The 26,525-nt window shown below is 47.2% G+C and carries 23 protein-coding genes and 1 CRISPR repeat array; of the genes, 22 read left to right on the forward strand and 1 reads right to left on the reverse strand.

Translation table 11 applies throughout. The annotated features are described in order from the left end of the window. Positions 1-38 precede the first annotated feature (38 nt). Together ftsZ and BMW41_RS01615 are read left to right on the forward strand one after the other, a co-directional pair. Positions 39-1,259, forward strand: a complete 1,221-nt coding sequence (gene ftsZ / locus BMW41_RS01610) for a cell division protein FtsZ (RefSeq protein WP_074648266.1) — start codon at positions 39-41, stop codon at positions 1,257-1,259. Between the two features lie 34 nt (positions 1,260-1,293). Then, complete coding sequence (locus tag BMW41_RS01615; protein ID WP_074648267.1) at positions 1,294-2,088, forward strand: SseB family protein; 795 nt, start codon at positions 1,294-1,296, stop codon at positions 2,086-2,088. A 145-nt stretch (positions 2,089-2,233) separates the two neighbouring features. Here BMW41_RS01615 and BMW41_RS01620 read toward each other — a convergent pair whose 3' ends face one another. Beyond that, positions 2,234-3,007, reverse strand: a complete 774-nt coding sequence (locus BMW41_RS01620; protein WP_074648269.1) for a type III pantothenate kinase — start codon at positions 3,005-3,007, stop codon at positions 2,234-2,236. Between the two features lie 169 nt (positions 3,008-3,176). Between BMW41_RS01620 and BMW41_RS01625 the strand changes: the two genes are divergently transcribed. The 20 genes from BMW41_RS01625 (at position 3,177) to csm6 (ending at position 26,426) form a co-directional block, all read left to right on the forward strand. Continuing rightward, positions 3,177-4,763, forward strand: a complete 1,587-nt coding sequence (locus BMW41_RS01625) for a peptide chain release factor 3 (RefSeq protein WP_330386902.1) — start codon at positions 3,177-3,179, stop codon at positions 4,761-4,763. 195 nt (positions 4,764-4,958) lie between these two features. After that, positions 4,959-6,374, forward strand: a complete 1,416-nt coding sequence (locus tag BMW41_RS01630) for a Sapep family Mn(2+)-dependent dipeptidase (protein ID WP_074648273.1) — start codon at positions 4,959-4,961, stop codon at positions 6,372-6,374. 81 nt (positions 6,375-6,455) lie between these two features. Then, complete coding sequence (locus BMW41_RS01635) at positions 6,456-7,064, forward strand: zinc ribbon domain-containing protein (protein WP_074648275.1); 609 nt, start codon at positions 6,456-6,458, stop codon at positions 7,062-7,064. Between the two features lie 75 nt (positions 7,065-7,139). Further along, positions 7,140-7,607, forward strand: a complete 468-nt coding sequence (gene nrdR / locus BMW41_RS01640) for a transcriptional regulator NrdR (RefSeq protein ID WP_031472712.1) — start codon at positions 7,140-7,142, stop codon at positions 7,605-7,607. 21 nt (positions 7,608-7,628) lie between these two features. After that, complete coding sequence (locus tag BMW41_RS01645; RefSeq protein WP_074648277.1) at positions 7,629-8,159, forward strand: YqeG family HAD IIIA-type phosphatase; 531 nt, start codon at positions 7,629-7,631, stop codon at positions 8,157-8,159. 109 nt (positions 8,160-8,268) lie between these two features. Continuing rightward, positions 8,269-8,826 (forward strand): elongation factor P, encoded by a 558-nt coding sequence (efp, locus tag BMW41_RS01650; RefSeq protein ID WP_074648279.1) that lies wholly within the window; start codon positions 8,269-8,271, stop codon positions 8,824-8,826. A gap of 217 nt (positions 8,827-9,043) precedes the next feature. After that, positions 9,044-9,664 (forward strand): peptidoglycan recognition protein family protein, encoded by a 621-nt coding sequence (locus BMW41_RS01655; RefSeq protein WP_330386901.1) that lies wholly within the window; start codon positions 9,044-9,046, stop codon positions 9,662-9,664. A 125-nt stretch (positions 9,665-9,789) separates the two neighbouring features. Next, complete coding sequence (gene argS, locus BMW41_RS01660; RefSeq protein WP_074648283.1) at positions 9,790-11,562, forward strand: arginine--tRNA ligase; 1,773 nt, start codon at positions 9,790-9,792, stop codon at positions 11,560-11,562. 85 nt (positions 11,563-11,647) lie between these two features. After that, positions 11,648-13,387 carry an ABC transporter ATP-binding protein gene (locus BMW41_RS01665; RefSeq protein WP_074648285.1) on the forward strand — a complete coding sequence of 580 codons (1,740 nt, stop codon included), beginning with the start codon at positions 11,648-11,650 and terminating at the stop codon, positions 13,385-13,387. Beyond that, positions 13,384-15,252 (forward strand): ABC transporter ATP-binding protein, encoded by a 1,869-nt coding sequence (locus BMW41_RS01670; protein WP_074648287.1) that lies wholly within the window; start codon positions 13,384-13,386, stop codon positions 15,250-15,252. The genes BMW41_RS01665 and BMW41_RS01670 overlap by 4 nt, the downstream gene beginning before the upstream one ends. Before the next feature lie 140 nt (positions 15,253-15,392). Beyond that, the gene (locus tag BMW41_RS01675) at positions 15,393-16,247 is read left to right on the forward strand and encodes a PHP domain-containing protein (protein ID WP_143050783.1); all 855 of its coding nucleotides are present in this window, start codon (positions 15,393-15,395) and stop codon (positions 16,245-16,247) included. Between the two features lie 252 nt (positions 16,248-16,499). Further along, positions 16,500-17,249: a CRISPR-associated endoribonuclease Cas6 gene (gene cas6, locus BMW41_RS01680; RefSeq protein WP_074648291.1), complete on the forward strand. Its 750-nt coding sequence runs from the start codon at positions 16,500-16,502 to the stop codon at positions 17,247-17,249. A 1-nt stretch (position 17,250) separates the two neighbouring features. Then, positions 17,251-19,605: a type III-A CRISPR-associated protein Cas10/Csm1 gene (gene cas10 / locus BMW41_RS01685; RefSeq protein ID WP_074648293.1), complete on the forward strand. Its 2,355-nt coding sequence runs from the start codon at positions 17,251-17,253 to the stop codon at positions 19,603-19,605. Beyond that, entirely contained in the window at positions 19,602-19,997 is a 396-nt protein-coding gene (gene csm2 / locus BMW41_RS01690; RefSeq protein ID WP_074648296.1) for a type III-A CRISPR-associated protein Csm2, read from the forward strand. The genes cas10 and csm2 overlap by 4 nt, the downstream gene beginning before the upstream one ends. A gap of 11 nt (positions 19,998-20,008) precedes the next feature. Then, positions 20,009-20,674, forward strand: coding sequence for a type III-A CRISPR-associated RAMP protein Csm3 (csm3, locus tag BMW41_RS01695; RefSeq protein WP_074648298.1), 666 nt, complete (start codon positions 20,009-20,011; stop codon positions 20,672-20,674). A gap of 15 nt (positions 20,675-20,689) precedes the next feature. Further along, positions 20,690-21,517 (forward strand): type III-A CRISPR-associated RAMP protein Csm4, encoded by an 828-nt coding sequence (csm4, locus tag BMW41_RS01700; protein ID WP_083378720.1) that lies wholly within the window; start codon positions 20,690-20,692, stop codon positions 21,515-21,517. Between the two features lie 92 nt (positions 21,518-21,609). After that, the gene (csm5, locus tag BMW41_RS01705) at positions 21,610-22,710 is read left to right on the forward strand and encodes a type III-A CRISPR-associated RAMP protein Csm5 (RefSeq protein WP_074648299.1); all 1,101 of its coding nucleotides are present in this window, start codon (positions 21,610-21,612) and stop codon (positions 22,708-22,710) included. 140 nt (positions 22,711-22,850) lie between these two features. After that, a CRISPR array of direct repeats spans positions 22,851-23,733; the repeat unit is 35 nt; unit sequence ATTTAGGAATAGATTCTCCGAAAGGAGATGGAAAC. 48 nt (positions 23,734-23,781) lie between these two features. Beyond that, entirely contained in the window at positions 23,782-24,783 is a 1,002-nt protein-coding gene (gene cas1, locus BMW41_RS01710) for a CRISPR-associated endonuclease Cas1 (RefSeq protein ID WP_074648301.1), read from the forward strand. A gap of 4 nt (positions 24,784-24,787) precedes the next feature. Then, positions 24,788-25,108, forward strand: a complete 321-nt coding sequence (gene cas2 / locus BMW41_RS01715) for a CRISPR-associated endonuclease Cas2 (protein ID WP_074648303.1) — start codon at positions 24,788-24,790, stop codon at positions 25,106-25,108. A 10-nt stretch (positions 25,109-25,118) separates the two neighbouring features. Then, positions 25,119-26,426 (forward strand): type III-A CRISPR-associated CARF protein Csm6, encoded by a 1,308-nt coding sequence (gene csm6 / locus BMW41_RS01720; protein ID WP_074648305.1) that lies wholly within the window; start codon positions 25,119-25,121, stop codon positions 26,424-26,426. The last annotated feature ends 99 nt before the right edge of the window (positions 26,427-26,525 follow it).

A 26,525-nucleotide genomic window follows, 5' to 3' on the forward strand; every position in this document is an offset into this window, starting at 1 on the left:
ATGGATAAAAAACGGAAAAGCGAAGAGGAGGAAGCATCTTGTTAGAGGTTAAGATGAGTGAGTCAGAGAACTCCGCCAGAATTATTGTAGTGGGTGTCGGCGGTGCCGGCAACAATGCGGTCAACCGTATGATCGACGAGAACACGGCAGGAGTGGAGTTTATCGGAGTAAACACAGATAAACAGGCACTTCAGGGCTGTAAGGCTTCCACACCGATGCAGATCGGTGAAAAACTGACCAAGGGTCTCGGCGCAGGCGCAAAACCGGAGATCGGCGAGAAGGCTGCGGAAGAGAGTCAGGACGAGATTCAGTCCAGCCTTAAGGGGGCGGACATGGTCTTTGTCACCTGCGGTATGGGCGGCGGTACCGGTACCGGTGCGGCTCCGGTTATCGCGAAGATTGCAAAGGATATGGGCATCCTTACGGTCGGCGTTGTGACAAAGCCGTTCCGCTTTGAGGGTAAGAAGAGAATGAACAATGCGCTCGGCGGCATCGAAAAGCTGAAGAGCAATGTAGATACTCTGATTGTGATCCCGAATGACAAGCTTCTGGAGATCGTGGACCGTCATACCTCCATTCCGGAGGCACTGAAGAAGGCGGATGCGGTTCTCCAGCAGGCCGTTCAGGGAATCACCGATCTGATCAGCAGCGCAGGTCTGATCAACCTCGACTTTGCGGATGTTCAGACGGTTATGAAGGATAAGGGTGTTGCCCACATCGGTATCGGTCACGCAAAGGGCGATGATAAGGCAACCGAGGCAGTGAAGCAGGCAGTATCCAGCCCGCTGCTGGAGACCTCCATCGACGGCGCAACCGATGTCATCATCAATATCACCGGCGACATTTCCCTCATCGAGGCGAATGAGGCAGCCACCTATGTTCAGGAACTTGCCGGCGAGGATGCGAACATCATCTTCGGTGCAATGTATGATGAGAATGCGCAGGATGACTGCACGATTACGGTTATTGCAACCGGTCTGGACGAGCAGCAGTCCGCAGGAGCTGTAAAGCACATGGAGGATGTTGCTTCCTTCCGCCCGAAGGAGACTGCCCCGCGTGAGGAGGCCGCTCCGGCTCCGCAGCCGGTACGTGTTGCTCCGTCTAATCCGAATTACGACAGCACGCCGGTGTATACCGCTCCGTCTGTTCCGATTCAGCCGGTTACCCCGGTACAGAGCGATCTGAGCGCGCCGGTTCGTCCGCAGCGCAGAGAGCAGACGCTGAATATCCCGGATTTCCTGAACAGAAAGAAGAATTAATGGGATAAAAATCCTGAAAGGAATCGATTGAAACATGAAAGAACTTCAGAATATCATCACCGAAGTGGTTAACTCCAACGGCAGAAAGAGACCGGATATGGATCACATCATCGAGCTTCTCAAGACGGAAGAGGGGATGTTTTCCTTCCTGATCAGCGAGACGAGAAACTATTATCTCGGCGCTGAGGCCGGTCATCCGAGCGCATACATTTTTACCGACCGTGACTGGGCGGTAGAGATGGCGAAGGAGGTAGCCGCGATTGCACCGGGAAGAAATTTCCGCATCCGTGAGATTACTCCGGCGGAGAGACTCGGATTCTTCGGTGATCTGGCACGCTCCGGATTCACGGCCGTTACCATCAACAGCGGCCACGAGGCGCTGACCATTCCGCTGTTTGCTGTTGTAAAGAAACCGGAAGAGGTAGAGGGCGTCATCATGAATCCGCATCTGGTGAGAAGCCTGAACCAGTTTGAGCAGGCTATTTCCGAGCACACTGCAAGCGAGGATATGCAGAATATTGCGGTAGATCTTCTGTCCACCGCAAAGCTGATCCTTCCGTGCGCGGAGAACGATGAGAAGAATCACCCGCTGATCTCCAATGACAAGGGTGAGAAGTATCTCGTTGTCTTCACCGACCCGATGGAGATGATCCGCTTTGACAACAAGCATAAGTTCCAGGTGAAGCCGGCAACCATGCGTGAACTTCGTGATCTCGCGAAGGCATATGACGGCATCGTGATTAACCCGGTTGGCGTGGAGCTGATCTGCGACAATGAGAAGATCGGCAGAATCGTGAATTTCGGTTCCGGTCTGAAGGTGATCAAGTAATAAAGAATACGTTGTTTAACGTGTGTTCTTGGATTAATGGAATAATGCAACGGGTTTTTACGAAACAAAACCCGAAAAAAGCTGTGAAACCTTTTTTGAGGTTCCACAGCTTTTTGTAGCAAAAGGCCGGCTTGCGACTGCATGCTCATTGTGCGTTTTTTTCGTAGAGCGCCAGAAGCCCCTTCAGCATCAGCGTCGGATCATAGATGATGCGGTGCTTCATGTGCGGCAGAAGGAGTTTTACGAGGCCTCCGGTCGCGACGATGCTGGCTTCGTCGGAGAAATCCAGTTCCGCCATGACGCGGCTCAGCATTCCGTCGATCATGGATGCGTGCCCGTAAATGATGCCGCTCTGCATACTCTCGACAGTATTGCGGCCGATGGCGCGGCGCGGCGTCTCCAGACTGATTTTCGGAAGCTGTGCCGTCCCGTTGGTCAGGGCGTCGAGTGAGAGCCGCAGACCCGGCAGAATGCAGCCGCCGATAAAGTTGCTGTTTTTATCGACCACCGAGATGGTGGTGGCGGTACCCATGTCGACGATGACGATGGGCGGTTTATGTTCCTCCAGCGAACCCACGGTGTTCACGATCATATCGCTTCCGACGGCTCTCGGATTGTCCATCCGGATATTGAGCCCGGTCTTGATTCCTGCTCCGACAAAATGGGAACGGACGCCGGTGATTTTCCGGATTGCCTCCGCGATGGTTCGGTTCAGCGGCGGCACGACGGAACAGATCATCGCTCCCTGAATGTCGGACGGATTGATGTGATAGATTTCCAGGATGGACTTCAGCGCGATGGCGTATTCCAGATTCGGTTTGCCGATGACGGTTGTGAGACGTTCCCAAAAATAGGTTTTTTTGTGGTCAATGCATCCGATGGAGATCGTTGTGTTCGCAATATCGACAGCGAGGATCAAATGAAATCCCTCCTTATCCGTTTGTGTTTTTTCTGGTTTACAGTATAATCTGATTTCCGCCGGAAGACAAGCAAAGCAGTTGACTTGCGGGTATACACAAGATACAATATAGAAGTTTATGAGAAGATAACAGCAATACCATATATCGGAGGTTTATCCCGTGGGAAATATGAACGACGAAATCAAGAAAAGACGCACGTTTGCGATCATCTCGCATCCGGATGCCGGTAAGACGACGTTGACCGAGAAGTTTCTTCTGTACGGAGGCGCGATCAACCTGGCCGGAACGGTCAAAGGAAGAAAAGCGACCAAGCATGCGGTATCCGACTGGATGGAGATCGAGAAGAAGAGAGGAATCTCGGTAACCAGCTCCGTTCTCCAGTTCAATTATGACGGATTCTGCATTAACATCCTCGACACGCCGGGACATCAGGATTTCTCGGAGGATACATACCGCACGCTGATGGCGGCTGACTCCGCCGTCATGGTCATCGACGGCTCGAAGGGTGTCGAGGCGCAGACCATTAAGCTCTTTAAGGTCTGTGTCATGAGACATATTCCGATCTTCACCTTTATCAATAAGTTTGACCGGGAGGCAAGAGATCCGTTTGAGCTGATGGATGAGATCGAGGATATCCTCGGCATCTCCACCTGCCCGATCAACTGGCCCATCGGAAGCGGAAAGAACTTCAAGGGCGTATATAACCGCCAGACTCAGAAGATTGAGACATTTAAGGCAAATATGGCAGGACAGAAGGCCGTAGAAGAGAAGGATTATTCACTGGATGATCCGGAACTTGAGGAGACCATCGGAATCACGAACTTCAGTCATCTTCACGACGATCTGGAACTTCTCGACGGTGCGGGTGCCGAGTTCGACCAGGCGAAGGTCAGTGCCGGTGAGCTGACACCGGTATTCTTCGGATCCGCGCTGACGAACTTCGGTGTTCAGACATTCCTGGAGCATTTCCTTCAGATGACAACCTCCCCGCTGCCGAGAAAAGCGGGAGAGAAGATGGTGGATCCCTTCGAAGACAACTTCTCCGCGTTTGTCTTTAAGATTCAGGCAAACATGAATCCGGCGCACCGTGACCGTGTTGCATTTATGCGCATTGTCTCCGGAAAGTTCACCGCCGGAATGGAAGTCAATCATGTGCAGGGCGGACGAAAGATGCGCCTGACCCAGCCGCAGCAGATGATGGCGGATGAGAGAAAGAACGTCGAGGAGGCATATGCCGGCGATATCATCGGTATCTTTGATCCGGGCGTATTTTCCATCGGAGACACGCTCAGCGAAAAGGACGCATCGCTGCAGTTCGAAGGCATTCCGACCTTCGCACCGGAGCATTTTGCAAGAGTGCGTCAGATCGATACCATGAAGCGCAAGCAGTTTGTCAAGGGTATCACCCAGATCGCTCAGGAAGGCGCAATTCAGATCTTCCGCGAGGTGAATGCCGGCATGGAGGAGATCATCGTCGGCGCGGTCGGAACCCTTCAGTTTGACGTTCTGATCTTCCGCCTGAAGAGCGAATACAATGTTGAAGTCGGTCTGGACCAGCTTCCGTACGAGTATATCCGCTGGATCGAGAATCCGGAAGAGATCGATGTGGAGAATATCGAAGGAACTTCAGATATGAAGACCATTCACGATATGAAAGACCGTCCGCTTCTCCTGTTTGCACACGAGTGGAGTGTCGGCATGGTTCTTGACCGCAACAAGGGCCTGAAACTGTCCGAGTTCGGACGCAATACCTGATCCGGATAAACAGGCAGGCTCTGCTTTGGCAGAACCTGCCTTTGATGCATCAAACGAAAGGTTCTCCGGTTTTTCCATAACAAAAGCGATCCGCGAGGATGCGAAGGCCGCTGCAGGGATGACCCGATGAAACCGTCAGCCGTTCCCGGAGAGCGCAGGCAAAAGAGATGGGAAGCGGGAGCAGGAAGGAGTAATATGGCTGCAGACTACAAAAAAGAGATCGAATCGTATATTGAGCTTCACAGGGATGAGATGCTTCATGACATCATGGACCTGTGCCGGATCAACAGTGAGAAAGCTTCCTATGAGCAGGGAAAACCCTTCGGTGCCGGAGCCGCAAGAGCACTTCAGCAGGCGATGAGCATGGCGGAGTCCTACGGTTTCGCAATCCGGAACTACGACAACTATGTCGCTGCGGTGGATCTGGAAAGCGGCCCGCGTCTCCTCGATATTCTGGCACATCTGGACGTGGTTCCCGCCGGCGACGGATGGACGGTGACCAAACCGTTTGATCCGGTGATCCGGGACGGAAGACTCTACGGCCGCGGCACGGCGGATGACAAGGGACCGGCGGTTGCCGCCCTCTACGCGATGCGCGCCGTAAAAGATCTGGGGATTCCGCTGAAGGGCAGCGTCCGCCTTCTGCTCGGCACCGACGAGGAACTGGGCGGCAGCGATATTGACCACTATTACAGCATTGAGAAGGAAGCGCCGATGACGTTTTCACCGGACGCGGATTTTCCGGTGATCAACATCGAAAAAGGACAGCTTCAGGGCCATATTGTCCGGCATTTCGGGGAGCGTGAAAACACCGTGGCACGGATTCTCTCCATCGAGTGCGGGATCCGTCCGAATGTGGTGCCGTCCACAGCGAAGGCATCCGTCTGCGGTCTGGATGACGATCTGGTCCGGGAGACGGGGGAGCGCATTACCAAAGAGACCGGTGTCCGCTTTGAGATTGCCGGCGCACCGGAAGGGCTGCGGGTCTGCGCTTTCGGCGAGACAGCCCATGCTTCCACGCCGGAAGAGGGAAAGAATGCGCTGACGGCGCTACTCGCTCTTCTTTCCTGCCTGCCCTTTGAGCAGGATCCGGTTACCGAATCCGTCCGTGCGCTTCATCAGCTCTTCCCGTTTGAGGATACCGAGGGCGCATCCGTCGGAGCTGCCCAGAGTGACGAATCCGGAAAACTGACGCTGGCATTTTCCATGCTCACCCTGACGAAAGAGGATCTTCACGCCGTGTTTGATGCCCGTGTTCCGGTCAGCGGAACAGTGGACAATGTGGTCGAACCGATCCGGAAGGAACTGGAGGCGAAGGGTTTTGCGCTGGAAAAAGCGGAACTTCTTCCGGCTCATGTGGTCGATGCGGATTCGGATTTCGTGAAGACGCTTCTTGCCTCCTATGAGGAAATCACCGGCAAGAAAGGAGAGCCCATCGCCATCGGCGGCGGTACATATGTGCACGATCTGAAAAACGGTGTTGCCTTCGGCGCGACGATGCCGGGCACGGACAACCATATGCACGGCGCGGATGAATTTGCTGTCATCGAGGAACTCATCGCCGCGGCGAAGATTTATGCGGTTGCCATTGCAAAGATCTGCGGAGCCTGAGCATTGAAATCCGTTTGACCTATGTTAAAATAATAGATAGTTCAGGTTCCGCCATGGCGGAGACCGGGAGGAAAAGGATTCATGAAAAGAGCTCTGACATTTTTTAAACTGCTGTTTCTGTTTCTCTGTCTTGCGCAGGCCCTTTTGTTTTTTGTTCCGCTTGCGGATAAGTCCGCTTTTGCGGCACTGAACGGCAATGCGGGAGACATGTTCGGGGGAACGGTGTCCTGTTTTTCCGCTCTGTCGCTGATCAGCGATGAGGTCAAGATTCTTTTGCTGATGTTTCTGATCCTTCCGCTTCTGATGGCTGTTATGGCACTTCCGTGTTTTAACTTTGTGTTCGGCCTGGAGCCGGTGCTGCTGATCTGCATGTTCGTTCTGCGGTATGCTTCGTCGAACCTCTTTGGCGGCGCCAAACTCGCGGAGAGCCTGTTCGGGATGATGACCACCTTTATCGGAATGGTTCTGGTTCCCGTCTGGCTGGTACACGCGCTGATCAAGTTTGTCTATCTGATCTCCGGTTCGGCGGATAATGACCGGAGCGAACGGCTCCGCAGAGAATATGAGCGCATGACCGGTATCGGCAGGGTGAACAAAAGGCGCTGTCCGGAGTGCGGAGAAACCATCGCGATGGAGGCGAAATTCTGCCGCCGGTGCGGAACAGACCTGTCCGAAGAGGACGAGGAGTAAGCCGGAAGGCATAGGCGGGAACGCGCAGAACAAATGAATGGAAATGTAATGGCATAAGACGAGGAGAGTATTGTTATGAAATGTCCGTTTTGCGGTGCAGACGACACGAAAGTAATCGATTCCAGACCGGCGGAGGATAACAGCATCCGGCGCAGAAGAAGCTGTGAAAAATGCGGAAGACGCTTCACGACCTACGAGAAACTCGAGACAATCCCTCTGATGGTGATCAAGAAGGACAACACGAGGGAACTCTATGACCGCTCCAAGATTGAGGCCGGCATCGTGCGTTCCTGCCACAAACGTCCGGTGTCTCCGAAGCAGATCGATCAGATGGTGGACGCGATCGAGAGCGATATCTTCAACCGCGAGGAGAGAGAGATCCCAAGCCCGGTGATCGGAGAACTGGTCATGAGCAGACTGAAGGAAGTGGATGAGGTCGCATACGTCCGTTTTGCCTCCGTCTACCGACAGTTCAAAGATGTACACACGTTTATGGAGGAACTCGGCAAGATTCTGGAGAGCAGCGAAGCGAAAAAAGGCTGACGCGGAACCGGGGATTGATATATGGGAAAAATTCTGGAACTGTTCCGCCCGTCAGACTATGCGGTATCGAGCTATTCGATTGACTACGAGGCGCTTTACCGGCAGGGAATCCGCGGTCTGATCTATGATGTGGACAACACGCTGGTCCCCCACGGTGCGCCGGCAGAGGAACGGACCGTCCTGCTTTTCGAGCGTTTGCACCGGATGGGATTTCACACCTGCCTTCTGTCAAACAATAAACGGCACCGGGTCGAGCCGTTTGCCGAGCGAATCGGATCCGATTTCCGGTTTCTTGCGCACAAGCCGATGCCGAAAGCCTGCCGGGAGGCCATGACCGCCATGGGAACCGCACCCCGCAGTACGGTTCTGATCGGGGATCAGCTGTTTACGGATATTCTCTGCGCCCGGTTTTCGGGAATCCGGTCGATTCTGGTCTCACCGATCGATCCGAAGGAAGAGATACAGATTGTTTTGAAACGGATTCCCGAAAAATGGATTCTGAAACGGCTCCGAAAAGAGAAGGAAACGACGGAAAAACAAAAAAACAGTTGAAAAACGCATCAATTGCGTTTAAAATATTACAGGTTATAAGTCTAAAACAGATAATCTATGTGTTATGCAGTGCAAAGCTGCAGCACCATTTCAAGGAGGATTTTCACTTATGGTATCAGCAGGCGATTTCAGAAACGGTATTACATTGGAGATTGATGGCGTTGTCTATCAGATCATGGAGTTCCAGCATGTAAAGCCGGGAAAGGGTGCTGCATTCGTTAGAACAAAGATCAGAGACGTTATCAACGGCGGTGTAGTCGAGAAGACATTCCGTCCGACCGAGAAGTTCCCGGCAGCGATCATTGACCGCAAGGAGATGCAGTACACCTACAATGACGGCGATATGTATCACTTCATGGATACCGAGACATACGAGGACGTCGCTCTTTCCGAGGATCTGTGCGCAGATGCTATGAAGTTCGTCAAGGAAGAGGAGATGTGCAAGGTCCTTTCCTACAAGGGCAAGGTATTCTCCATCGAGCCGCCGCTGTTCGTTGAGCTCGTTGTTACCGAGACTGAGCCGGGCGTAAAGGGCAACACTCAGACCGGAGCCAACAAGCCGGCTACTCTTGAGACCGGTGCAACCATCATGGTTCCGATTTTCGTTAACATCGGCGACAAGCTGAAGATCGATACACGTACAGGTGAATATCTTTCCAGAGCATAATCGGTTTTAAGAAACCGCTGTGATTACGGGGGATGCCGGTAGATTGTTCCGGTGTTCCCCGTATTGTTTTACGTGAGGTCAAATGGAACACGAGAATTCAACAGACCGCAGGAGAAGCAGAAACAGTGCTTCCAGGGACGGTCGTGAACGGCGCACGCAGGCGCCGCGTAACCAGAGGACATCCAGAAAACGCACCCAGCCCGGCAGAAGACTTTTTTTGATTCTGCTTCTGGCGGCGGTATTTTTTGCAGGGTTCGGAGCCGGAAGATGGTCCGGAAAACTGGACACCGACGAACTTCCCTTTATGAGACGATATGTGGATCTCAGCGCGATCAAGGCACCGGACTGGATCCGGCAGGACTTTATCACGGTCAACCGGTATTCCAGACCGGGAACAAAACTGAACCGGATCAATGATATTGTCGTTCACTATGTCGCAAACCCCGGAACGGACGCGGAACAGAACCGCAGTTATTTCCAGGGACTCAAGGATCAGAAGGGGAGCGGAACCGTTTCCGCAAGCTGTCATTTCATCATCGGACTGGACGGGGAAATTATTCAGATCATTCCGATCGATGAGAAGGCGTACGCTTCCAACAACCGAAACTCCGACACCATTGCCATCGAGTGCTGTCATCCGGATAAGGACGGAAAGTTCAGTGAGGCGACCTATCAGAGTCTGATCAGACTCACCGCATGGCTTTGCGGCGAACTGGATCTGACGGAGAACGATGTCATCCGGCATTATGATGTCAACGGGAAACTCTGTCCGAAATATTATGTCGAGCACGAGGACGCGTGGACCGGTTTCCTTCAGGATGTCCGGAAGGCAAGATAAAAGAGGAACCATAAATATGTAAACGGCTGAGAAGCAGACGTGTTACATATTCAGCGATCCGGGCTTTGAGATTTTAAACACATCATGGATATGATACGAGAAGTATTATACGAGGAGAGAAAAAAATGAAATCGATTTTAGAGATAATGGCGGATGAACTTCGCCCGCTCTTTTCCGCGCGGGGATATGACGAGAAATTTGCCATGGTAAAGGTCAGCAACCGTCCGGACCTCTGCGAATATCAGTGCAACGGGGCCATGGCTGCAGCAAAACAGTATAAGAAAAAGCCCATCGATATTGCGACGGAAGTGGCGGAAGCGGCAAGGGACTGCAGTATGTTTTCGGAAGTAAACGCGGTGATGCCGGGATTTATCAACCTTCGCATTTCCAATGAGTGGCTTGCCGATCACATGGAGAAGATGGCGCAGCAGGAAAAACTCGGACTCAACGAGGAGAGCGAGCCGAAGACCGTTGTCATTGACTTCGGCGGAGCCAATGCCGCAAAACCGCTTCATGTCGGACATCTCCGCTCGGCTGTCATCGGCGAGAGCATTCAGAGAATGGCGCGGTACATGGGCAATCATGTCATCAGTGATGTGCATCTGGGCGACTGGGGCCTCCAGATGGGACTGATTATCACCGAACTTCAGGAGAGAAAGCCGGAGCTTCCGTATTTTGATCCGGATTTCAAGGGGGAATACCCGGCTGAGGCGCCGTTTACCATCGCGGAATTGGAAGAAATCTATCCGGCAGCCAGCAAAAAATCCAAAGTGGATGAGGTCTTTGCCGAGAAAGCACATCAGGCGACCCTTCGCCTGCAGGAAGGATTTGCGCCGTACACCGCGATCTGGAATCACATCATGAACGTGTCCAAAAAGGATCTGAAGAGAAATTATGACAATCTGGACGTTCATTTTGATCTCTGGAAGGGTGAGAGCGATGCGGAGCCGTATATCCCGGGCCTGATCGATGATCTCGTGAAGAAGGGACTTGCGGTGGAGAGCCAGGGGGCTCTGGTGGTGGACATTGCCGAGGAGAGCGACACCCGGGAATATCCGCCGTGCATTGTCCGTAAATCCGACGGTGCCGCGCTTTACGCCACCAGTGATCTCGCCACCATCATTCAGCGAGAGCAGGATTTCCATCCGGACCGTTACATCTATGTGGTGGATAAGCGTCAGGAACTGCATTTCACGCAGGTTTTCCGTGTATCCCGGAAGGCGGGATATGTCAAGCCGGAAACGGAACTCACTTTTCTCGGCTTCGGCACGATGAACGGAAAGGACGGCGGTCCGTTTAAGACCAGAGACGGCGGCGTCATGCGGCTAGAGTATCTGATCCATGACATCAATGAGGAAGTGGAGAAGAAGATCCGTGAGAAGGGAAGAGTTCCGGAGGATGAGATCGCGGAGACCGTCCGCAGAGTCGGCCTTGCGGCGCTGAAGTACGGCGATCTGAGCAATCAGGCGACAAAGGATTACATCTTTGACGTGGACCGCTTCACTTCCTTTGAAGGAAATACCGGCCCGCACATTCAGTATATGGATGTACGCATCAAGTCCATTCTCACCCGGTATGCGGAAGAAAAGGGTGCAGCTGCCGCACAGGCCGCAGTGATCCGCCCGGCGGAGAGCGATTCCGAAAAGAAGCTCCAGATGGTTCTCGCGAAGTTCGGCGAGGCTGTGGAGAGCGCATGGAATGAGATTGCGCCGCACAAAATCTGCGCGTATATGTCGGAAGTGTCCGATGCATTCAGCGCATTCTATCTGGACAACAATATTCTTGGCGAGACCGATGAGAACCGCCAGAAGGGCTTTATCGCGCTGATCCGTCTGACCAGCCGCGTTCTGGAAACCTGTATGGATCTGATCGGAGTGAAGGCGCCGGATCACATGTAACCGGAAATTTATAAAGCAGTAATTTTGGCAGGGGAAAGCAGAAAATGCAGACTCCTGCCCTTTACGCATTATTACGGAGAAACTGATGAAAAAATACTGGAAATACATTTCCCCGTATCTCGGGGCATTTATACTCGCCCCGCTGATGATGATCGTTGAGGTCCTCGGCGACGTCCTTATGCCGAAATTTATGTCGATGATCATCAATGTCGGCGTGGCTGACCATGATACGGGTTACATCCTGAAGATGGGCGCCGTGATGTTTCTGACTGCGGTGGTCATGGCAGCCAGCGGTGTTTTCGCCGCCTGGTTTGCGGCGAAAGCATCCATCGGATTCACCGCGGATCTCAGGCGCGATCTTTTTGCGAAGATTCAGCAGTTCTCGTTTCACAACATTGACGAGTTCAGCACCGGATCTCTGGTTACCAGACTGACCAATGACGTACAGCAGCTTCAGCAGGTTCTGATGATGAGCCTGCGCATGCTTCTGCGGGCTCCGGGAATGCTGATCGGCGCCCTCATCATGGCATTTATGATGAATGCGCGCCTTGCGCTGGTAGTTCTGTCCGTCATCCCGGTTCTTGGGGGGCTGATCTTTGTGATCATCCGGCTGTCTTTTCCGCGGTTTACGCTGATGCAGAAGAAGATGGACGGACTGAACAATCTGGTTCAGGAAAATCTGACCAACATCCGCGTGATCAAGTCGTTTGTGAGGGAAGAACATGAGACGGAGCGGTTTTCTGAGGCCAGTACCGATCTGATGAAGTGTTCGCTGAACGCCATGAAACTTGTCATTGCCATGATGCCGATGATGATGTTTATGATGAACGCGACGACCATCGCCGTGGTCTGGTACGGAGGCAACATGATCATCGGCGGTGAAATGCCGGTGGGCGATCTGACGGCATTTACCACTTACATCGTTCAGATTCTGATGTCCCTTATGTTCATGTCCATGATTCTGATTCAGATGGCGAGGGCTCTGGCCTCCCTCCGGAGAATCAATGAGATCATGAACACGGAGGTGGATCTGACGGACAATGCGGCGGCAAGAAAAGATGCGGAAGTGACCCGCGGTGAAATTGAATTCCGGAATGTCTCCTTCGCCTACTCCATGGACACGGAGCCGGTTCTTTCGGATATTAGTTTTACGGCCCGTCCCGGTGAGACCATCGGGATTACCGGAGCAACGGGAAGCGGAAAGACAAGTCTTGTCCAGCTGATTCCGCGGCTCTATGACGTGACCGCCGGCGAGATCCGCATTGACGGGATCGATGTCCGCGATTATTCGCTGGATCACCTCCGGAAAAGTGTCAGCATGGTGCTTCAGAAAAATGAACTCTTTTCGGGAACCATCGCGGAAAATCTCCGGTGGGGGGATGATGAGGCGACGGAGGAGGAGATCGTCCGTGCGGCCGATCAGGCTCAGGCGGATGGCTTTGTCCGCGGTTTTGAGGACGGATATGACACGGATATGGGCCAGGGCGGCGTCAATGTCTCCGGCGGACAGAAGCAGCGTCTCTGCATCGCCAGAGCTCTTCTGGTCAAACCCAAGATCCTGATTCTCGACGATTCCACAAGCGCGGTGGATACCGCGACGGAGCAGAAGATCCGGGCGGCTTTCTATACATCCCTGAAAGATACCACGAAGATCATCATCTCCCAGAGACTGTCCTCCATCGAGGACGCAGACCGGATTCTTGTACTGGATGAGGGAAAAATCATCGGTGAGGGAACCCATGACGAGCTGATCCGCGGCTGTGAAAAATACCGGGAGATCTGGCAGACACAGAGCGGAAAACAGGCAAAGGAGGTGCAGGCATGATCAGTGAAAAGAGAGTGGAAAGTCTGCGCCGCCGATACGGAAAGAGGAAGGCGGCCGCCCCGTCCGGATTCCGGCGGCACGGGCCGGGAGCCGTGCGGGAAAAAACAAAAAGGCCCGGCGATACGCGGGAAGTAATCCGCCGTCTCTTCGGATATCTTGAGGCCGACCGGGCCGGTATGCTCATCGCGTTTTTGTGCGTCATTGTCGGTACGGTGACGAACCTCGGCGGCGCCTATATGCTCCGGCCCATCATCAACACCTATATTGTCCCCATCGCCGGCGGCAAGGGTGACCCGGCGGGGCTTGCCCGGGCACTGTGCCTCATGGGAGCGGTTTATCTTGTCAGTGTTCTGGCGAATTTTGCGCAGGCCAAAATCATGCTGAACATCGCGCAGAAGGCGCTGCGGAATATCCGCAACGACCTGTTCGGAAAGACGCTGGAGCTTCCGCTCCGCTTTCATGACACCCACACGAAGGGCGATCTGATGAGCCGGTTTACCAATGACGTGGACACAATCGGAATGATGCTTTCCAGCACGCTGGTGCAGCTGTTTTCGGGTGTACTGAGCCTTGTGGGAACACTGGCCCTGATGCTGTACACCAGCATTACCCTCAGCGTTGTGACACTGGTCATGATCCCGGTCATGATGAAGGCCGGAGCGATGGTTGCGTCAAGGAGCCGGAAATATTTCTCGGCCCAGCAGTCAGCCCTCGGCGCGCTGAACGGTTATATCGAGGAGACGGTTCACGGTCAGAAGGTCGTAAAAGTGTTTGTGCACGAAGAAATCGCCAAAGAGGAGTTCGGATATCTGAACGATGACCTGAAGGACAAGCAGATCTATGCCCAGTTCTTCGGCGGTATCATGGGACCGGTCATGGGAAATCTTAGCCAGATGAACTACGGACTCACCGCCTGTGTGGGCGGTCTGTTATGCCTTCTGCGGGGATTCGATGTGGGCGGACTGACGGTGTTTCTGAATTTTTCCAGACAGTTTGCCCGTCCGATCAACGAGCTCTCCATGCAGATCAGCAATGTATTCTCGGCGCTTGCCGGCGCGGAGCGCGTGTTCCAGCTGATGGATGAGCTGGCCGAGGAGCCGGATGCGGAGGATGCGTTTATTCCGGAGCCGATCCGCGGCGATGTGGTGGTAGATCATGTGGTATTCGGGTATAACCCGGAGAAGCCGGTGCTTCATGACATCAGTCTTTACGCGAAGCCGGGGCAGAAAATTGCTTTTGTCGGTTCCACCGGTGCGGGAAAAACGACGATCACGAATCTGATCAACCGGTTTTATGACATCCAGTCCGGAACCATTTCCATCGACGGGGTGGACATCCGGAAGATTCCGCGAGCGGTTCTTCGGAAAAATATTGCCATGGTTCTTCAGGACACGCATCTCTTCACCGGAACGGTGCGTGAGAACATTCGGTACGGCCGTCCGGACGCGACGGATGAGGAAGTGGAAGAGGCGGCAAAGACGGCCAGCGCCCACTCCTTTATTAGGCATCTCCCGAACGGTTACGATACTCTTCTTGAGGGGGACGGCTCGAATCTCTCCCAGGGTCAGCGGCAGCTTCTGAACATTGCCCGCGCGGCGATCTCCAAGGCGCCGATCCTGATTCTCGATGAGGCGACGAGTTCGGTGGATACCATGACGGAGCGCCATATCGAGGAGGGCATGGACCGCCTGATGGCGGACCGCACAACGCTTGTGATTGCCCACCGGCTCTCGACGGTCCGCAACGCCAACGCCATCATGGTTCTGGAACACGGCAGAATTATCGAGCGCGGCGACCACGAGGATCTTCTGGCGGCGAAGGGACGCTACTATGAACTCTACACCGGTGCGACGGAACTCGAGTAAACACTGGAAAGCAAACGGGGAACGGGCAGACGAGGGCAGCACATAAAGGAAACGTTTGACCGGGATACGTTCAAATGGTATTGGCACCCCGGATATACAAAACGGAAAATCCGTTTTACATCCGGGGCTGGAGAAGAGATATGAAGAAAAGGATTGCGGATCTTCATCTGCACAGCATCCGGTCCGACGGAAGCTGGACAGAGGAGGAGTTACTGGCCGAACTTCGAAAGCGCGGGATTACCGTGTTCTCGCTGACGGACCACGACACGATTGCCGGAATTGCCAGAATGGAAGAAATCGTGCCGCAGGACATGCGGTTTATCCGTGGAATCGAGTTTTCCGCGGTTTCACCGGCAGGGAAATGTCATATTTTAGGATATGGATATGATCCTTTCTCGCCGGAATTTCTTGCGGCTATCGAGGAGGGGAGACATCTCCGCGAAGAAAAATTCCGAAAGCGGCTGAATCATCTGAAAGAGTGGCATGACATTGAGCTGAGCGAGGAAGAACTGCGGAAACTGTCGGAACTGACCACCGTCGGGAAGCCCCATCTGGCTCGAATCCTGATGGAAAGAGGACTTGCCGGTTCGGTCAAAGAGGCAATAGAACAATTCATCGACGATCATGGCGGCAAAGACAGCGGAGATGCCAGAATATCGGCAGAAACAGCGATTTCCGCAATTATTGCCGCCGGAGGTATCCCTGTGTGGGCGCATCCCTTAGGAGGAGAAGGGGAAAGGCACCTTGCGGAGGATGAGTTCCATGAGCAGCTGGAAACCCTTTGCCGCTTCGGGCTGAAAGGCCTGGAGTGTTTCTATTCCCGTTATACCGAGGCGGAGGAGCGTTTCCTTCTTGAAAATGCACAGGAGCGGGGACTTTATGTCAGCGGCGGAAGTGATTGCCACGGAACGAACAAAAATATCGCGCCCGGCGAGGAGCGGGCCGACAAAATGCCGGCAGATCCGGCACTTCTCACGATTTTGGAAAAACTATAAATACTGTAAAATAACTGATGGTTATGAGATTTCGCTTTCAAATTGAGAAACAATGGTTGGGTGATATATCTCTATATACCATCAGTTTTTTTGAGTTAAAGGTTGATTTGGAGATGTTTATTATGTGCACCATTTCCTAAAAACGTCAGAAATACTAAAAAATATAAAAAAGGAAAGTATTTTATGGTAAATATGATATAATTTGTATTGCGCACTGAAACATTCATATAATAAGAGAATCAAATTACCGATATGAACGAAAATACTTTGTCAAGATTAATACTCAAATTAGATGCAGAGGGGCTTAATTACAAAAAAGCATCAGACTTTCACGGGGTATTGTTTTCACTGATTGATCACGAGTATGCAGAATTTCTTCATAGGCAACAGCTTCATCCATATAGTCAGTATATATATTTTAAAAATGGAGGATGCTATTGGTATATTCATGCTTTAAATTCGGAGGCATACATTCATATAATAGAACCATTGCTAAAGGATGAGTTTAATCAGTTTCAGATCCACAATGGGAACATTGGTGTTTCGGTTACAGATAAGACCCTTACTGTGAAAAAGTATTCGAATCTCATGGAGGAGTTCTACGATAAGCCGGTTAATCGGGATTATGAAGTGGAAGTAAGAACATATACTTCATTTAAACAAAGGGGACGGTACAATATCACACCGGATTTAAGACTTTTCTTTCAAAGTTTAATGATGAAGTATAGTGCAGTCTCAGGAAATGAAATAATGGCTGACGAGGAAACATTAGAGCAGTTGACATTGGATTCAGTGATTTCCCGATATCGATTAAAAACAGGAGTTTTTCCAGTCGAGGGAAGGACAATTCCCGGATTCATGGGGACGATGGGAATTAAAGTTTTTGGTTCTGATACAATGATGCGTTATGTTCGTTTGCTGCTTCAATTTGGCGAATATTCTGGAATTGGCATTAAAACAGCGATTGGAATGGGTGCAATAAAGATAATTGGGGAGGATTAAGGTGACAGACAGGGATTTACAAGTGGTAATCGGTGCTCTTCTTCATGATATCGGAAAGGTCATCTATCGAGACGGGACAGATGGACGAACTCACAGCGAAAGTGGATATGATTTTTTGAAAAATGAAATCAAGATTAAAGATATGGAAATCTTGAATTGTGTTCGCTTTCATCATGGCAGAGCACTCAGTGGAGCAAGAATTGACGATAACTCCTTGGCATATGTGGTTTATATTGCCGATAACATTGCTTCTTCCGTTGATCGAAGGGAAAAGATGGAGGAGGGGAAAGGATTTGAGTTACACACGCCGCTACAGCCTGTTTTTAATCTGTTAAACAAAAACAATGGTAAGGCGTATTATTCCCCATCACACATCAATGTAGAAAAAGACATTAACTATCCTACTGATGAAAAGAAGTGCTTCACAAAAGAGCAGTATCGGAATATTGTTTATAATTTGTCCGATAACCTAAAGGGCATTGAGTTATCAGTTGAATATGTGAATTCGCTTTTGGAGGTTATGGAGGCCAACCTATCGTTCGTGCCTTCTTCTACCTCCGCTGCTGAAGTGCCGGATATCTCTCTTTTTGACCATTTAAAGCTAACGGCGGCGATTGCGAATGCAATTGTAAAATATCTGGATTTGGAAGAGAATAGTTCATTTAAAGAAGCCTGTTTAAAAAATGAGAAGGCATTTATGGAGAAAAATGCTTTTCTGATTGCAAGTCTGGATATTTCAGGGATTCAGAAATTTATTTATACTATACAGAGTAAAAATGCATTGAGAACTCTTCGTGCAAGATCGTTCTATTTGGAAATTACGATGGAACATATTATCGATGAGCTTTTAATCGAATTGGGGCTTTCCAGATGTAATTTGCTCTATGCTGGAGGCGGTCATTGTTATCTCATTCTTCCAAATACAGATGAGTGCAAAAATATTTTTGAAAAATATTTAGAGGAAACAAATAAATGGTTCCTTGAGAACTTTCAGACCGATTTATATATGGCGGGAGGGTTTAGCGCATGTTCTGCCTTCAATTTGAAGAATCATCCGCACGGAAGCTATGAGCAGATATTTCGTAATGTGTCGAAGAGTATTTCAAATCGAAAAATGAACCGATATGATGCTAAGACAATCCGGATGCTTAATTCTCAGATACATGATGATTACACAAGAGAATGTTCAGTATGCAAAAAGGTAGCACATACTGATCAAGATGGTCTCTGTTCGACTTGCAATGCTCTTCAAAAGTTCTCAGCAAAAGTTCTGTATTCTGATTTCTATACAGTTGAATACGGTGAAATGGAGAGTGGCCTTCCTTTGCCGGGGGGATATTCTTTGATAGTCGATACAGAGGATTCTTTGAAAAAAAGAATGCAGAACGATCCCAATTATGTCAGAACTTACAGTAAAAATAAATCGTTTACCGGTAAGCACGTGGCAACAAAACTATGGATTGGGAATTATACGGCCAAAGCTACTTTTGAAGAGTTTGCGGAGTCATCGAAGGGGATTAAGAGAGTAGGAATTCTCAGAGCGGATGTCGATAATCTTGGTCATGCATTTGTCTCGGGATTTAAAAATACGGAAAATAATGATAAGTATATGACCATTTCAAGGACGGCGACACTGTCAAGGCAACTATCATTGTTTTTTAAACTGCATATCAATAAAATTTTGCAAAATCCTTCCTTTTCTTTTGAAGGAAACCAAAAAGATCACCGAAATATCACGATTGTTTATTCAGGTGGCGATGACGTTTTTGTGGTGGGTGCGTGGAATGAAATCATTGAGTTTGCGATTGATTTGCGAGATGGATTTGAAAAGTTCTCAGAAGGAACGTTAAGTCTTTCTGCCGGCATCGGTTTGTATGACGATACGTATCCGATCAGCGTCAGTGCGATTGAAGTAGAAGATATGGTTGATCATTCGAAAGAACTTCCAAATAAGAATGCGGTAACTCTTTTAGAAGATGGCTGTTTCCACGACAAGATCAGTGACGGAACGTATAAATGGAATGAGTTCAAGGAAAAAGTAATTGGTGAAAAACTGACTGAGATAACGACGTATCTTGCTTCTGTAGAAAACCAGCATGGAAATGCGCTGCTTTACAGAATACTTGAGCTTGTGAGAAAACAGGACGAGCCGATTAATTTCGCCCGTTTTGTTTATACGCTGACCAGACTTGAACCGGAGAAAAATGGAGACAAAACTGATGATGAACAGAAAGAAATGTTCACGCGGTTTTCAAAGAATATGTTGCAGTGGATCAACAATGAGATGGATCGAAGGGAGTTAAAAACAGCTATTGAGTTATATGTTTATCTGCACAGAGGGGAGGAAGAAAATTGAAGATCATCAATGATACAAATTATGTCGATGAAGCGGAAAATGCGATAAAGAGACTAAAAAACAAGATCAATCCAAAAACAGGACGTCCTGATCCTATGGTGAAGACATCGAAGATACGAAATCTGTTATCCATGTCTGCTGATATTTATAATAATGTTTTAATTCTTAACAGCGAAAAGCTGAATTCAGAGCTGGCTGGAAGAATTGAATATCTACGAATGAGATTTGTATATGAATGTGGCAGAGAGCCTACCGTTAAAAATTTTGTTTTAGAAGCGAAAATACTTGATGTATTAAAGGAAATCGACGGGAATAAGTCGAATTACATTTTGTTTAATCACTATATGGAAGCGTTGGTTGCATTTCATAAGTTTTATGGCGGAAACGATTAGGAGGCGAGTAGATGTACAGTAAAATTCAAATCACAGGTTGCTTGCGAGTTGAGACAGGTATGCATATTGGCGGTTCTTCTGCCTTTGCTGCTATCGGCGCGGTAGATTCTCCTATTTTTAGGGACGTTCAGACCAAATTGCCAATGATTCCGGGATCGTCACTTAAAGGAAAAATGAGGACGCTTCTTGCCAAGGAATATAATGAAATGTTTGCAGTGAGACCGGATGACGATCATGAAAGAATCACCAGGCTTTTTGGATCTGCAAAAAAAGGTGACGTTAGAAAGAGCAGGCTTTTGTTTTCTGATATGGTTTTAGCGAATGAATCCGAACTTCGTAAGCTTGGACTACAGAGCATGACCGAAGTAAAATTTGAGAATACAATCAATCGTGCCACTGCAGTTGCTAATCCACGGCAGATTGAAAGGGCTGTACGAGGTTCTGAGTTTGAATTGGATATTATGTACGAATACGAAAAGGAAGATGATTTTATCGAAGACATGGAGACTCTTGCAGAAGGATTTAAACTTCTTCAATATGATTATCTGGGCGGAAATGGATCCAGAGGATATGGAAAAGTGAAATTTACAGACATTGCGGCTGAAGTGGTGGTAGGTAATGTCGAAGATTCATTGATGTCCAAATGTAATGAGATTCTCACTCAGAATCTTACCTAAGGATAGGATGACGATATGGAATATGAGATTTTTAAATTGAGGTTTCCGTATGGAGTGCATTTTGGAGATAAGTCATTGGAAAAGTCAAATGTGACATTTTCCGCCGACACTCTTTTTTCAGCACTGTGTATTGAGGCCCTGAAATCGGCCCATTTGTTTGATGAATTTTTTGAGTATGTAAAAAATGGTCAGCTTCTTATGTCGGATGGGTTTCCGTTTGTGAGTAATGAGTTTTTTCTTCCGAAACCTATGCTTCAATTTCGCGTGGATGACGACGGTTCTTCGGTGAAAAAGAAACAGTTCAAAAGAATACAATATGTAGCTATGTCTATGTGGGATGATTTTATTCGGGGAAACCTCGATCCGGAAAAAGAACTAAATCTTGAAAAGAAAATCGGGCATCACGAGTCGAATACTCACGTGGCTATTCGGGGATTGGAAGAAGCAATGCCTTATAGAGTAGGATCCTACCGGTTTTCGGATAAAGCAGGATTATATATTCTTTTTGGCTATGAAAAAAAAGAGATTAGAGATTTATTCTATAAATTACTTGATCGATTATCATTCTCGGGGTTGGGCGGAAAGCGGTCGGCCGGTTTGGGAAGATTTGAGATTTTTTTTGGCAAAATACCTGAGGACATAAGAACGTTACTTGAAAGAAAAACGGATAGATATGTATCATTATCTATAGGTTTGCCGAAGGATGCAGAATTGGACTCCTGCATTGAGAATGCATCGTATATATTGGAAAAGAGAAGCGGATTTGTAGATTCTGCAGATTATTCCGATCAATATATGAGGAAAAGAGATTTGTATATGTTTGCTGCGGGGTCGGTTTTTTAAAAAAATTCTGTGGTGATGTATTCGATGTATCATCAGGAGGAAAGCATCCGGTATATAAATACGGGAAACCGGTCTTTATAGGAGTATAGTTCATGAAAGAGTACTTGAGAGAATATGATGTAGAATTGGAAACGATCGGACCATTGTTCATCGGCTCAGGATACGAACTGAATAAAAAAGAATACTTGTTTGGAAATGATGAAATTAAGATAATGGACATCCCGCGTCTTTTTTCTTTTTTTGAAAAAAAAGGTCTTCGGAACCGGTTTGAATCGTTCTTTTTGGATGATGTTAGGAAAGATCTTTTTCGATTTTTAAGAGAAAACAGCATTCGTATAGATGATGTGTCTGATTGTATAAAATATAGGATAAGGCAGTCAGATACTTCGCTGGAGCGTGGAAAACCGGCAGCAGTAATGGAATTTGTAAAGGATCCATATGGACTTCCTTATATCCCCGGAAGTTCCATAAAGGGTATGCTCAGAACGATTCTCTTGGCATCAGAGATTGCCTTACATGACAATCAATATGTGACCAACAAAGAGAAAATTCGAGATTCTCTTTATCGAGGAGGCAATCGGAACACATTATTGAGGAAAGAAGCAAAAGATATTGAAGCGACAGCGTTTCATAAGCTAGGAAGAAATAAGGAAAAAAAAGACGATTCTGTCAACGATGTGCTGTCTGGATTAGTTATAAGTGATTCGCAGCCGCTTAATCTTGACGACCTGGTTCTTTGTCAGCGGGTGGAGTATCATGTGGATGGAGAAGAGAAACATTTGAATCTTTTAAGAGAATGCATCAAACCGGGCACGAAAATTCATTTCAAAATGACCATTGATTCTTTGCTTTGCCCGTATGGTAAAGAAGATATTATCAACGCAATAAGGTTTTTTAACAAGAATTATAATGAGATGTTTCGCAATGTCTTTCCGAAGTTCACGCCAGGAAAACCGGATTCTGTTTATTTGGGAGGCGGAACAGGTTTTGTATCAAAAACAGTGATATATCCGTTGTTTGGGAAGCAAAATGGGATTGATGTGACAGTGAATGTTTTCGGTGCGACAAAAGTGCCAAGAAACCATAAGCATAATTTGGATAGGCAGATCGGGGTTTCACCACATATACTTAAAATGACATATTATTATGGAAAAATGTTTCATATGGGCGAATGCAGATGGCGGTTTTGTTGATGGATTTTGCCGCGATGCCTAAAAATACGGGCTTTACAACGATTTTTGGGCATCCGGCGTTTATCTCTATAGGCTGTTTGCAGTTTTGCCACGCAAATCGATATCTGAACCACGATTTTATCAGGGGATCAGAGGATGGGATTTAGGAATAGATTCTCCGAAAGGAGATGGAAACACTTTCGCCCAAACAGTCATACTCAAGTGCTGAATTTAGGAATAGATTCTCCGAAAGGAGATGGAAACGCTATATTGTCAACCCATTGAAACAACTTTTTTTAATTTAGGAATAGATTCTCCGAAAGGAGATGGAAACCAGTGCATAAAAAATAAACACAACAACCAAAATGATTTAGGAATAGATTCTCCGAAAGGAGATGGAAACTTTAACTGTCATTGTTGCCCTTTTCTCTATCTGAATTTAGGAATAGATTCTCCGAAAGGAGATGGAAACTGCATATTGTAAAACTTAATGAGCATTACGAGTATTTATTTAGGAATAGATTCTCCGAAAGGAGATGGAAACTTCATCACGGTTTATAGTCGTTTTTAGTCGAACACAATTTAGGAATAGATTCTCCGAAAGGAGATGGAAACTGCGGGATGCTTGTGCTCATGAACTCTTTCATTTCCTATTTAGGAATAGATTCTCCGAAAGGAGATGGAAACAGCTGTGATCTTATTATCTTTTGCAGATTTCACATCAGATTTAGGAATAGATTCTCCGAAAGGAGATGGAAACTTTAATTCTTTCAGCCACTCCGCAAGCTGTCTGCGCATTTAGGAATAGATTCTCCGAAGGGAGATGGAAACGAGATTCATGCAAAGCACGGTTGCTACTGTAGTTACAATTTAGGAATAGATTCTCCGAAAGGAGATGGAAACAATGCTCCGTTCAGATACATGTAGACATCCCACCAATTTAGGAATAGATTCTCCGAAAGGAGATGGAAACGTGTTTGCAGTAGAACTCAACCTCTGCCCGTTCTTCATTTAGGAATAGATTCTCCGAGAGGAGATGGACGTTGTTTAAATTGCAAATCATGGTAGACCCATATAATTTGAGGTTATAATATGAGTGAGGTATATATTACAGAAAATGGTGCAATGTTAACTGCTGAGAATAATCGTATCAATATAAAATATAAGAATGGTTTGCTGGAATCGTTGCCCGTAGAAACTGTAGAGTGCATTATCTTGTTGGGAAAGGGGCAACTATCTACACAGTGTATGGAAACATGCATGACAAAGGGAATACATGTATCCTTTTTCTCTAAGGGAGGACGATATTTTGGAAGACTAATGTCTACGGGTCATGTAAAAGCTGAATTGCAACGGAAGCAGGCAGCATTATATGAATCACAATTTGCCATAGACTTGAGTCGAAAAATTATTAATGTAAAAATAGCAAATCAGATTACTGTTTTGAGAAGATATGCAAAGAGTAGGTCAATTTGTGTGGACGAAGAAATCTTTAATATGCAAAATAGTAGAAAAAAAGTTTTGCAGGTAAGTACAATATCTGAAATGATGGGATATGAAGGAAGTGCGGCAAGATCCTATTTTGAGAGGTTAAGTTATTGTATTGAATCAGAATTCAGATTTAAAGGACGTTCAAAGCGACCGCCAAGGGATGAATTTAATTCTCTAATCAGTTTAGGATATTCTATTTTGATGAATGATTTATATGCGGAGATTGAAAACCATGGATTGAACCCATTTTTTGGATTTTTACATCGTGATGCAGAGCATCACCCAACATTGGCGAGTGATTTAATGGAAGAATGGCGGGCGGTTTTGATTGACTCTCTTGCGATGAGTCTGATTAACGGACATGAACTGCACAAAGACGATTTCATATTTGAGGACGATAATGCGGGATGTTTTTTGACAAAACAATGCTTGATAAAATATATTAGAAAACTGGATGAAAAGATGAAAACGAAAACGAGATATCTTAATCAGGTTGATTTCCCCGTAAATTTTAGGAATGCAATCGCATATCAGATTTCTTCGCTTGTTCGCTCAATCGAATGCGTGGACGCTTCCTTGTATAATCCAATTCAAATCAGGTGAAATAATGGAACGAGAAGATTATTTCTTTGGAGAGGGACAAACATCAGATTCCAAAAAAATTTATGCTTTGGTGATTTACGATATTGTAGACAATCGAAAGAGAACAAAGTTTGCAAAAATTTTGGAGGGGTATGGAAACAGAATCCAAAAATCTGGATTTGAAGTAAAAATATCGACTCGAAAATTTGAAAATCTTTTGAATGAAATTCCAAAATTTTGTGGTTCAATGGACACAATAAGAGTATATAGAATTTCAGGGCAGAACCTCGTTTATAAGTGGGGAAAAGATGATAACAAGACCCAAGATGATTTAATCATATTATAGGAGAATGAGAATGGGAAAGACAATCTTGTTTTCGGCGGTAGGCGGTACAGATCCGATTTCATTGAATAATTTGCATGATGGATCGCTTTTACATATTTGCAGATGGTATAAGCCGGATGAAGTGTATCTTTATATGTCAAAGGAGATGCTGGAATTCCAAAACCAGGATGATCGATATCGATATTGTATTAATAAATTGGCAGAGAGTCAAAACAGAGAAATAATAATTCATGAAATCGAACGCCCTGAATTGGTTAATGTCCAGGATTTTAATTATTTCTATGATGATTTTAAAGGGTGTTTGTCAGAAATAATTAGAAATGCAGGGGATGCTGAGATATTGGTAAATATTTCATCCGGGACTCCTGCGATAAAGAGCGGACTTTTGGTTCTAATTACACTTGGAGAATTATACTGTAAGACAGTTCAGGTTATAACTCCGACCAAGAGTCTAAACGAACATAGTCATAAAGAATATGATGTAGAAATGTTATGGGAATTGAACGAGGATAATCTTCCCGATTCAGAGAATCGATGTAAGATTGTCTATTGCCCAAGCCTTTCAAATATAAAGCAAACAGAAATAATTAAACAATTAGTCCGTGAATATGATTATAAAGCTGCTTTGTCCGCAGCGGAACTTTTGCCGGAAGAAGCTACAAAGTCTTACTTAGCATTGTTAAAGATTGCTTGTGCAAGACTGCAATTGGATAATCGAGATTTGAATGCGCAGGTAAATCAATACCAAATGAGTGGATTCCCTGTTAAGGGCGATGATGCAAGAAAATATTTTGAATATGCACTGGCTTTGGATATTAAGCGGCGTCGTGGTGAATATGGGGATTTTGTTCGAGCACTTTCGCCTATTTTAGCAGATCTATTTGAAATGGTTTTGTATAAGGAATGTGGGATAAATATCCGAAAATATGTTGAAGTAAAGAACAGAGTTCCAAGATGGAGCCCCAGTCTGCTGTGTGGGACGGAGGTTGAAAGCATTCTGATCAGCTCGTTTAGCAGTTTTGATTATAAGGCAGTGTCATCCATTCATATTCTTAAGATTATTGAAAACAAATGTCATAATGAAAAAGTAATAAATATTGTAGAATCGCTTCGACAAGTTGAGCAGGAAGTAAGAAATATAGCGGCACATGAGGTTGTATCTGTTACAGAGAAAATGATTAAAGATACGACTGGATATTCCTCGCAACAGGTTATGAATCTTGTGAAAGAAGTGTTCAAGTATACAAATTTGAATATTCGTTCCGAATATTGGGATGCATATGATGATATGAATGATTTTATTATTAGTAAAATTTAAAGAAAAAATGCATGACATAAAAGAACTGCATATTCGGGAATGTTTAGCGGTAAGGAATTCACATAAATGATGTGCTTGTAAAGCCTTTGATCGATAATT

The organism is [Clostridium] aminophilum (assembly GCF_900101295.1).
GTDB classification, from domain to species: Bacteria; Bacillota; Clostridia; order Lachnospirales; family Lachnospiraceae; genus Clostridium_R; species Clostridium_R aminophilum_A.

Bases quoted from the DNA above. Each gene is read 5' to 3' on its own strand.
- BMW41_RS01615 (WP_074648267.1), top strand. From the start codon at position 1,294: ATGAAAGAACTTCAGAATATCATCACCGAAGTGGTTAACTCCAACGGC.
- BMW41_RS01625 (WP_330386902.1), top strand. From the start codon at position 3,177: ATGAACGACGAAATCAAGAAAAGACGCACGTTTGCGATCATCTCGCAT.
- BMW41_RS01630 (WP_074648273.1), top strand. From the start codon at position 4,959: ATGGCTGCAGACTACAAAAAAGAGATCGAATCGTATATTGAGCTTCAC.
- BMW41_RS01635 (WP_074648275.1), top strand. From the start codon at position 6,456: ATGAAAAGAGCTCTGACATTTTTTAAACTGCTGTTTCTGTTTCTCTGT.
- nrdR (WP_031472712.1), top strand. From the start codon at position 7,140: ATGAAATGTCCGTTTTGCGGTGCAGACGACACGAAAGTAATCGATTCC.
- BMW41_RS01645 (WP_074648277.1), top strand. From the start codon at position 7,629: ATGGGAAAAATTCTGGAACTGTTCCGCCCGTCAGACTATGCGGTATCG.
- efp (WP_074648279.1), top strand. From the start codon at position 8,269: ATGGTATCAGCAGGCGATTTCAGAAACGGTATTACATTGGAGATTGAT.
- argS (WP_074648283.1), top strand. From the start codon at position 9,790: ATGAAATCGATTTTAGAGATAATGGCGGATGAACTTCGCCCGCTCTTT.
- BMW41_RS01665 (WP_074648285.1), top strand. From the start codon at position 11,648: ATGAAAAAATACTGGAAATACATTTCCCCGTATCTCGGGGCATTTATA.
- BMW41_RS01670 (WP_074648287.1), top strand. From the start codon at position 13,384: ATGATCAGTGAAAAGAGAGTGGAAAGTCTGCGCCGCCGATACGGAAAG.
- BMW41_RS01675 (WP_143050783.1), top strand. From the start codon at position 15,393: ATGAAGAAAAGGATTGCGGATCTTCATCTGCACAGCATCCGGTCCGAC.
- cas6 (WP_074648291.1), top strand. From the start codon at position 16,500: ATGAACGAAAATACTTTGTCAAGATTAATACTCAAATTAGATGCAGAG.
- csm3 (WP_074648298.1), top strand. From the start codon at position 20,009: ATGTACAGTAAAATTCAAATCACAGGTTGCTTGCGAGTTGAGACAGGT.
- csm4 (WP_083378720.1), top strand. From the start codon at position 20,690: ATGGAATATGAGATTTTTAAATTGAGGTTTCCGTATGGAGTGCATTTT.
- csm5 (WP_074648299.1), top strand. From the start codon at position 21,610: ATGAAAGAGTACTTGAGAGAATATGATGTAGAATTGGAAACGATCGGA.
- cas1 (WP_074648301.1), top strand. From the start codon at position 23,782: ATGAGTGAGGTATATATTACAGAAAATGGTGCAATGTTAACTGCTGAG.
- cas2 (WP_074648303.1), top strand. From the start codon at position 24,788: ATGGAACGAGAAGATTATTTCTTTGGAGAGGGACAAACATCAGATTCC.
- csm6 (WP_074648305.1), top strand. From the start codon at position 25,119: ATGGGAAAGACAATCTTGTTTTCGGCGGTAGGCGGTACAGATCCGATT.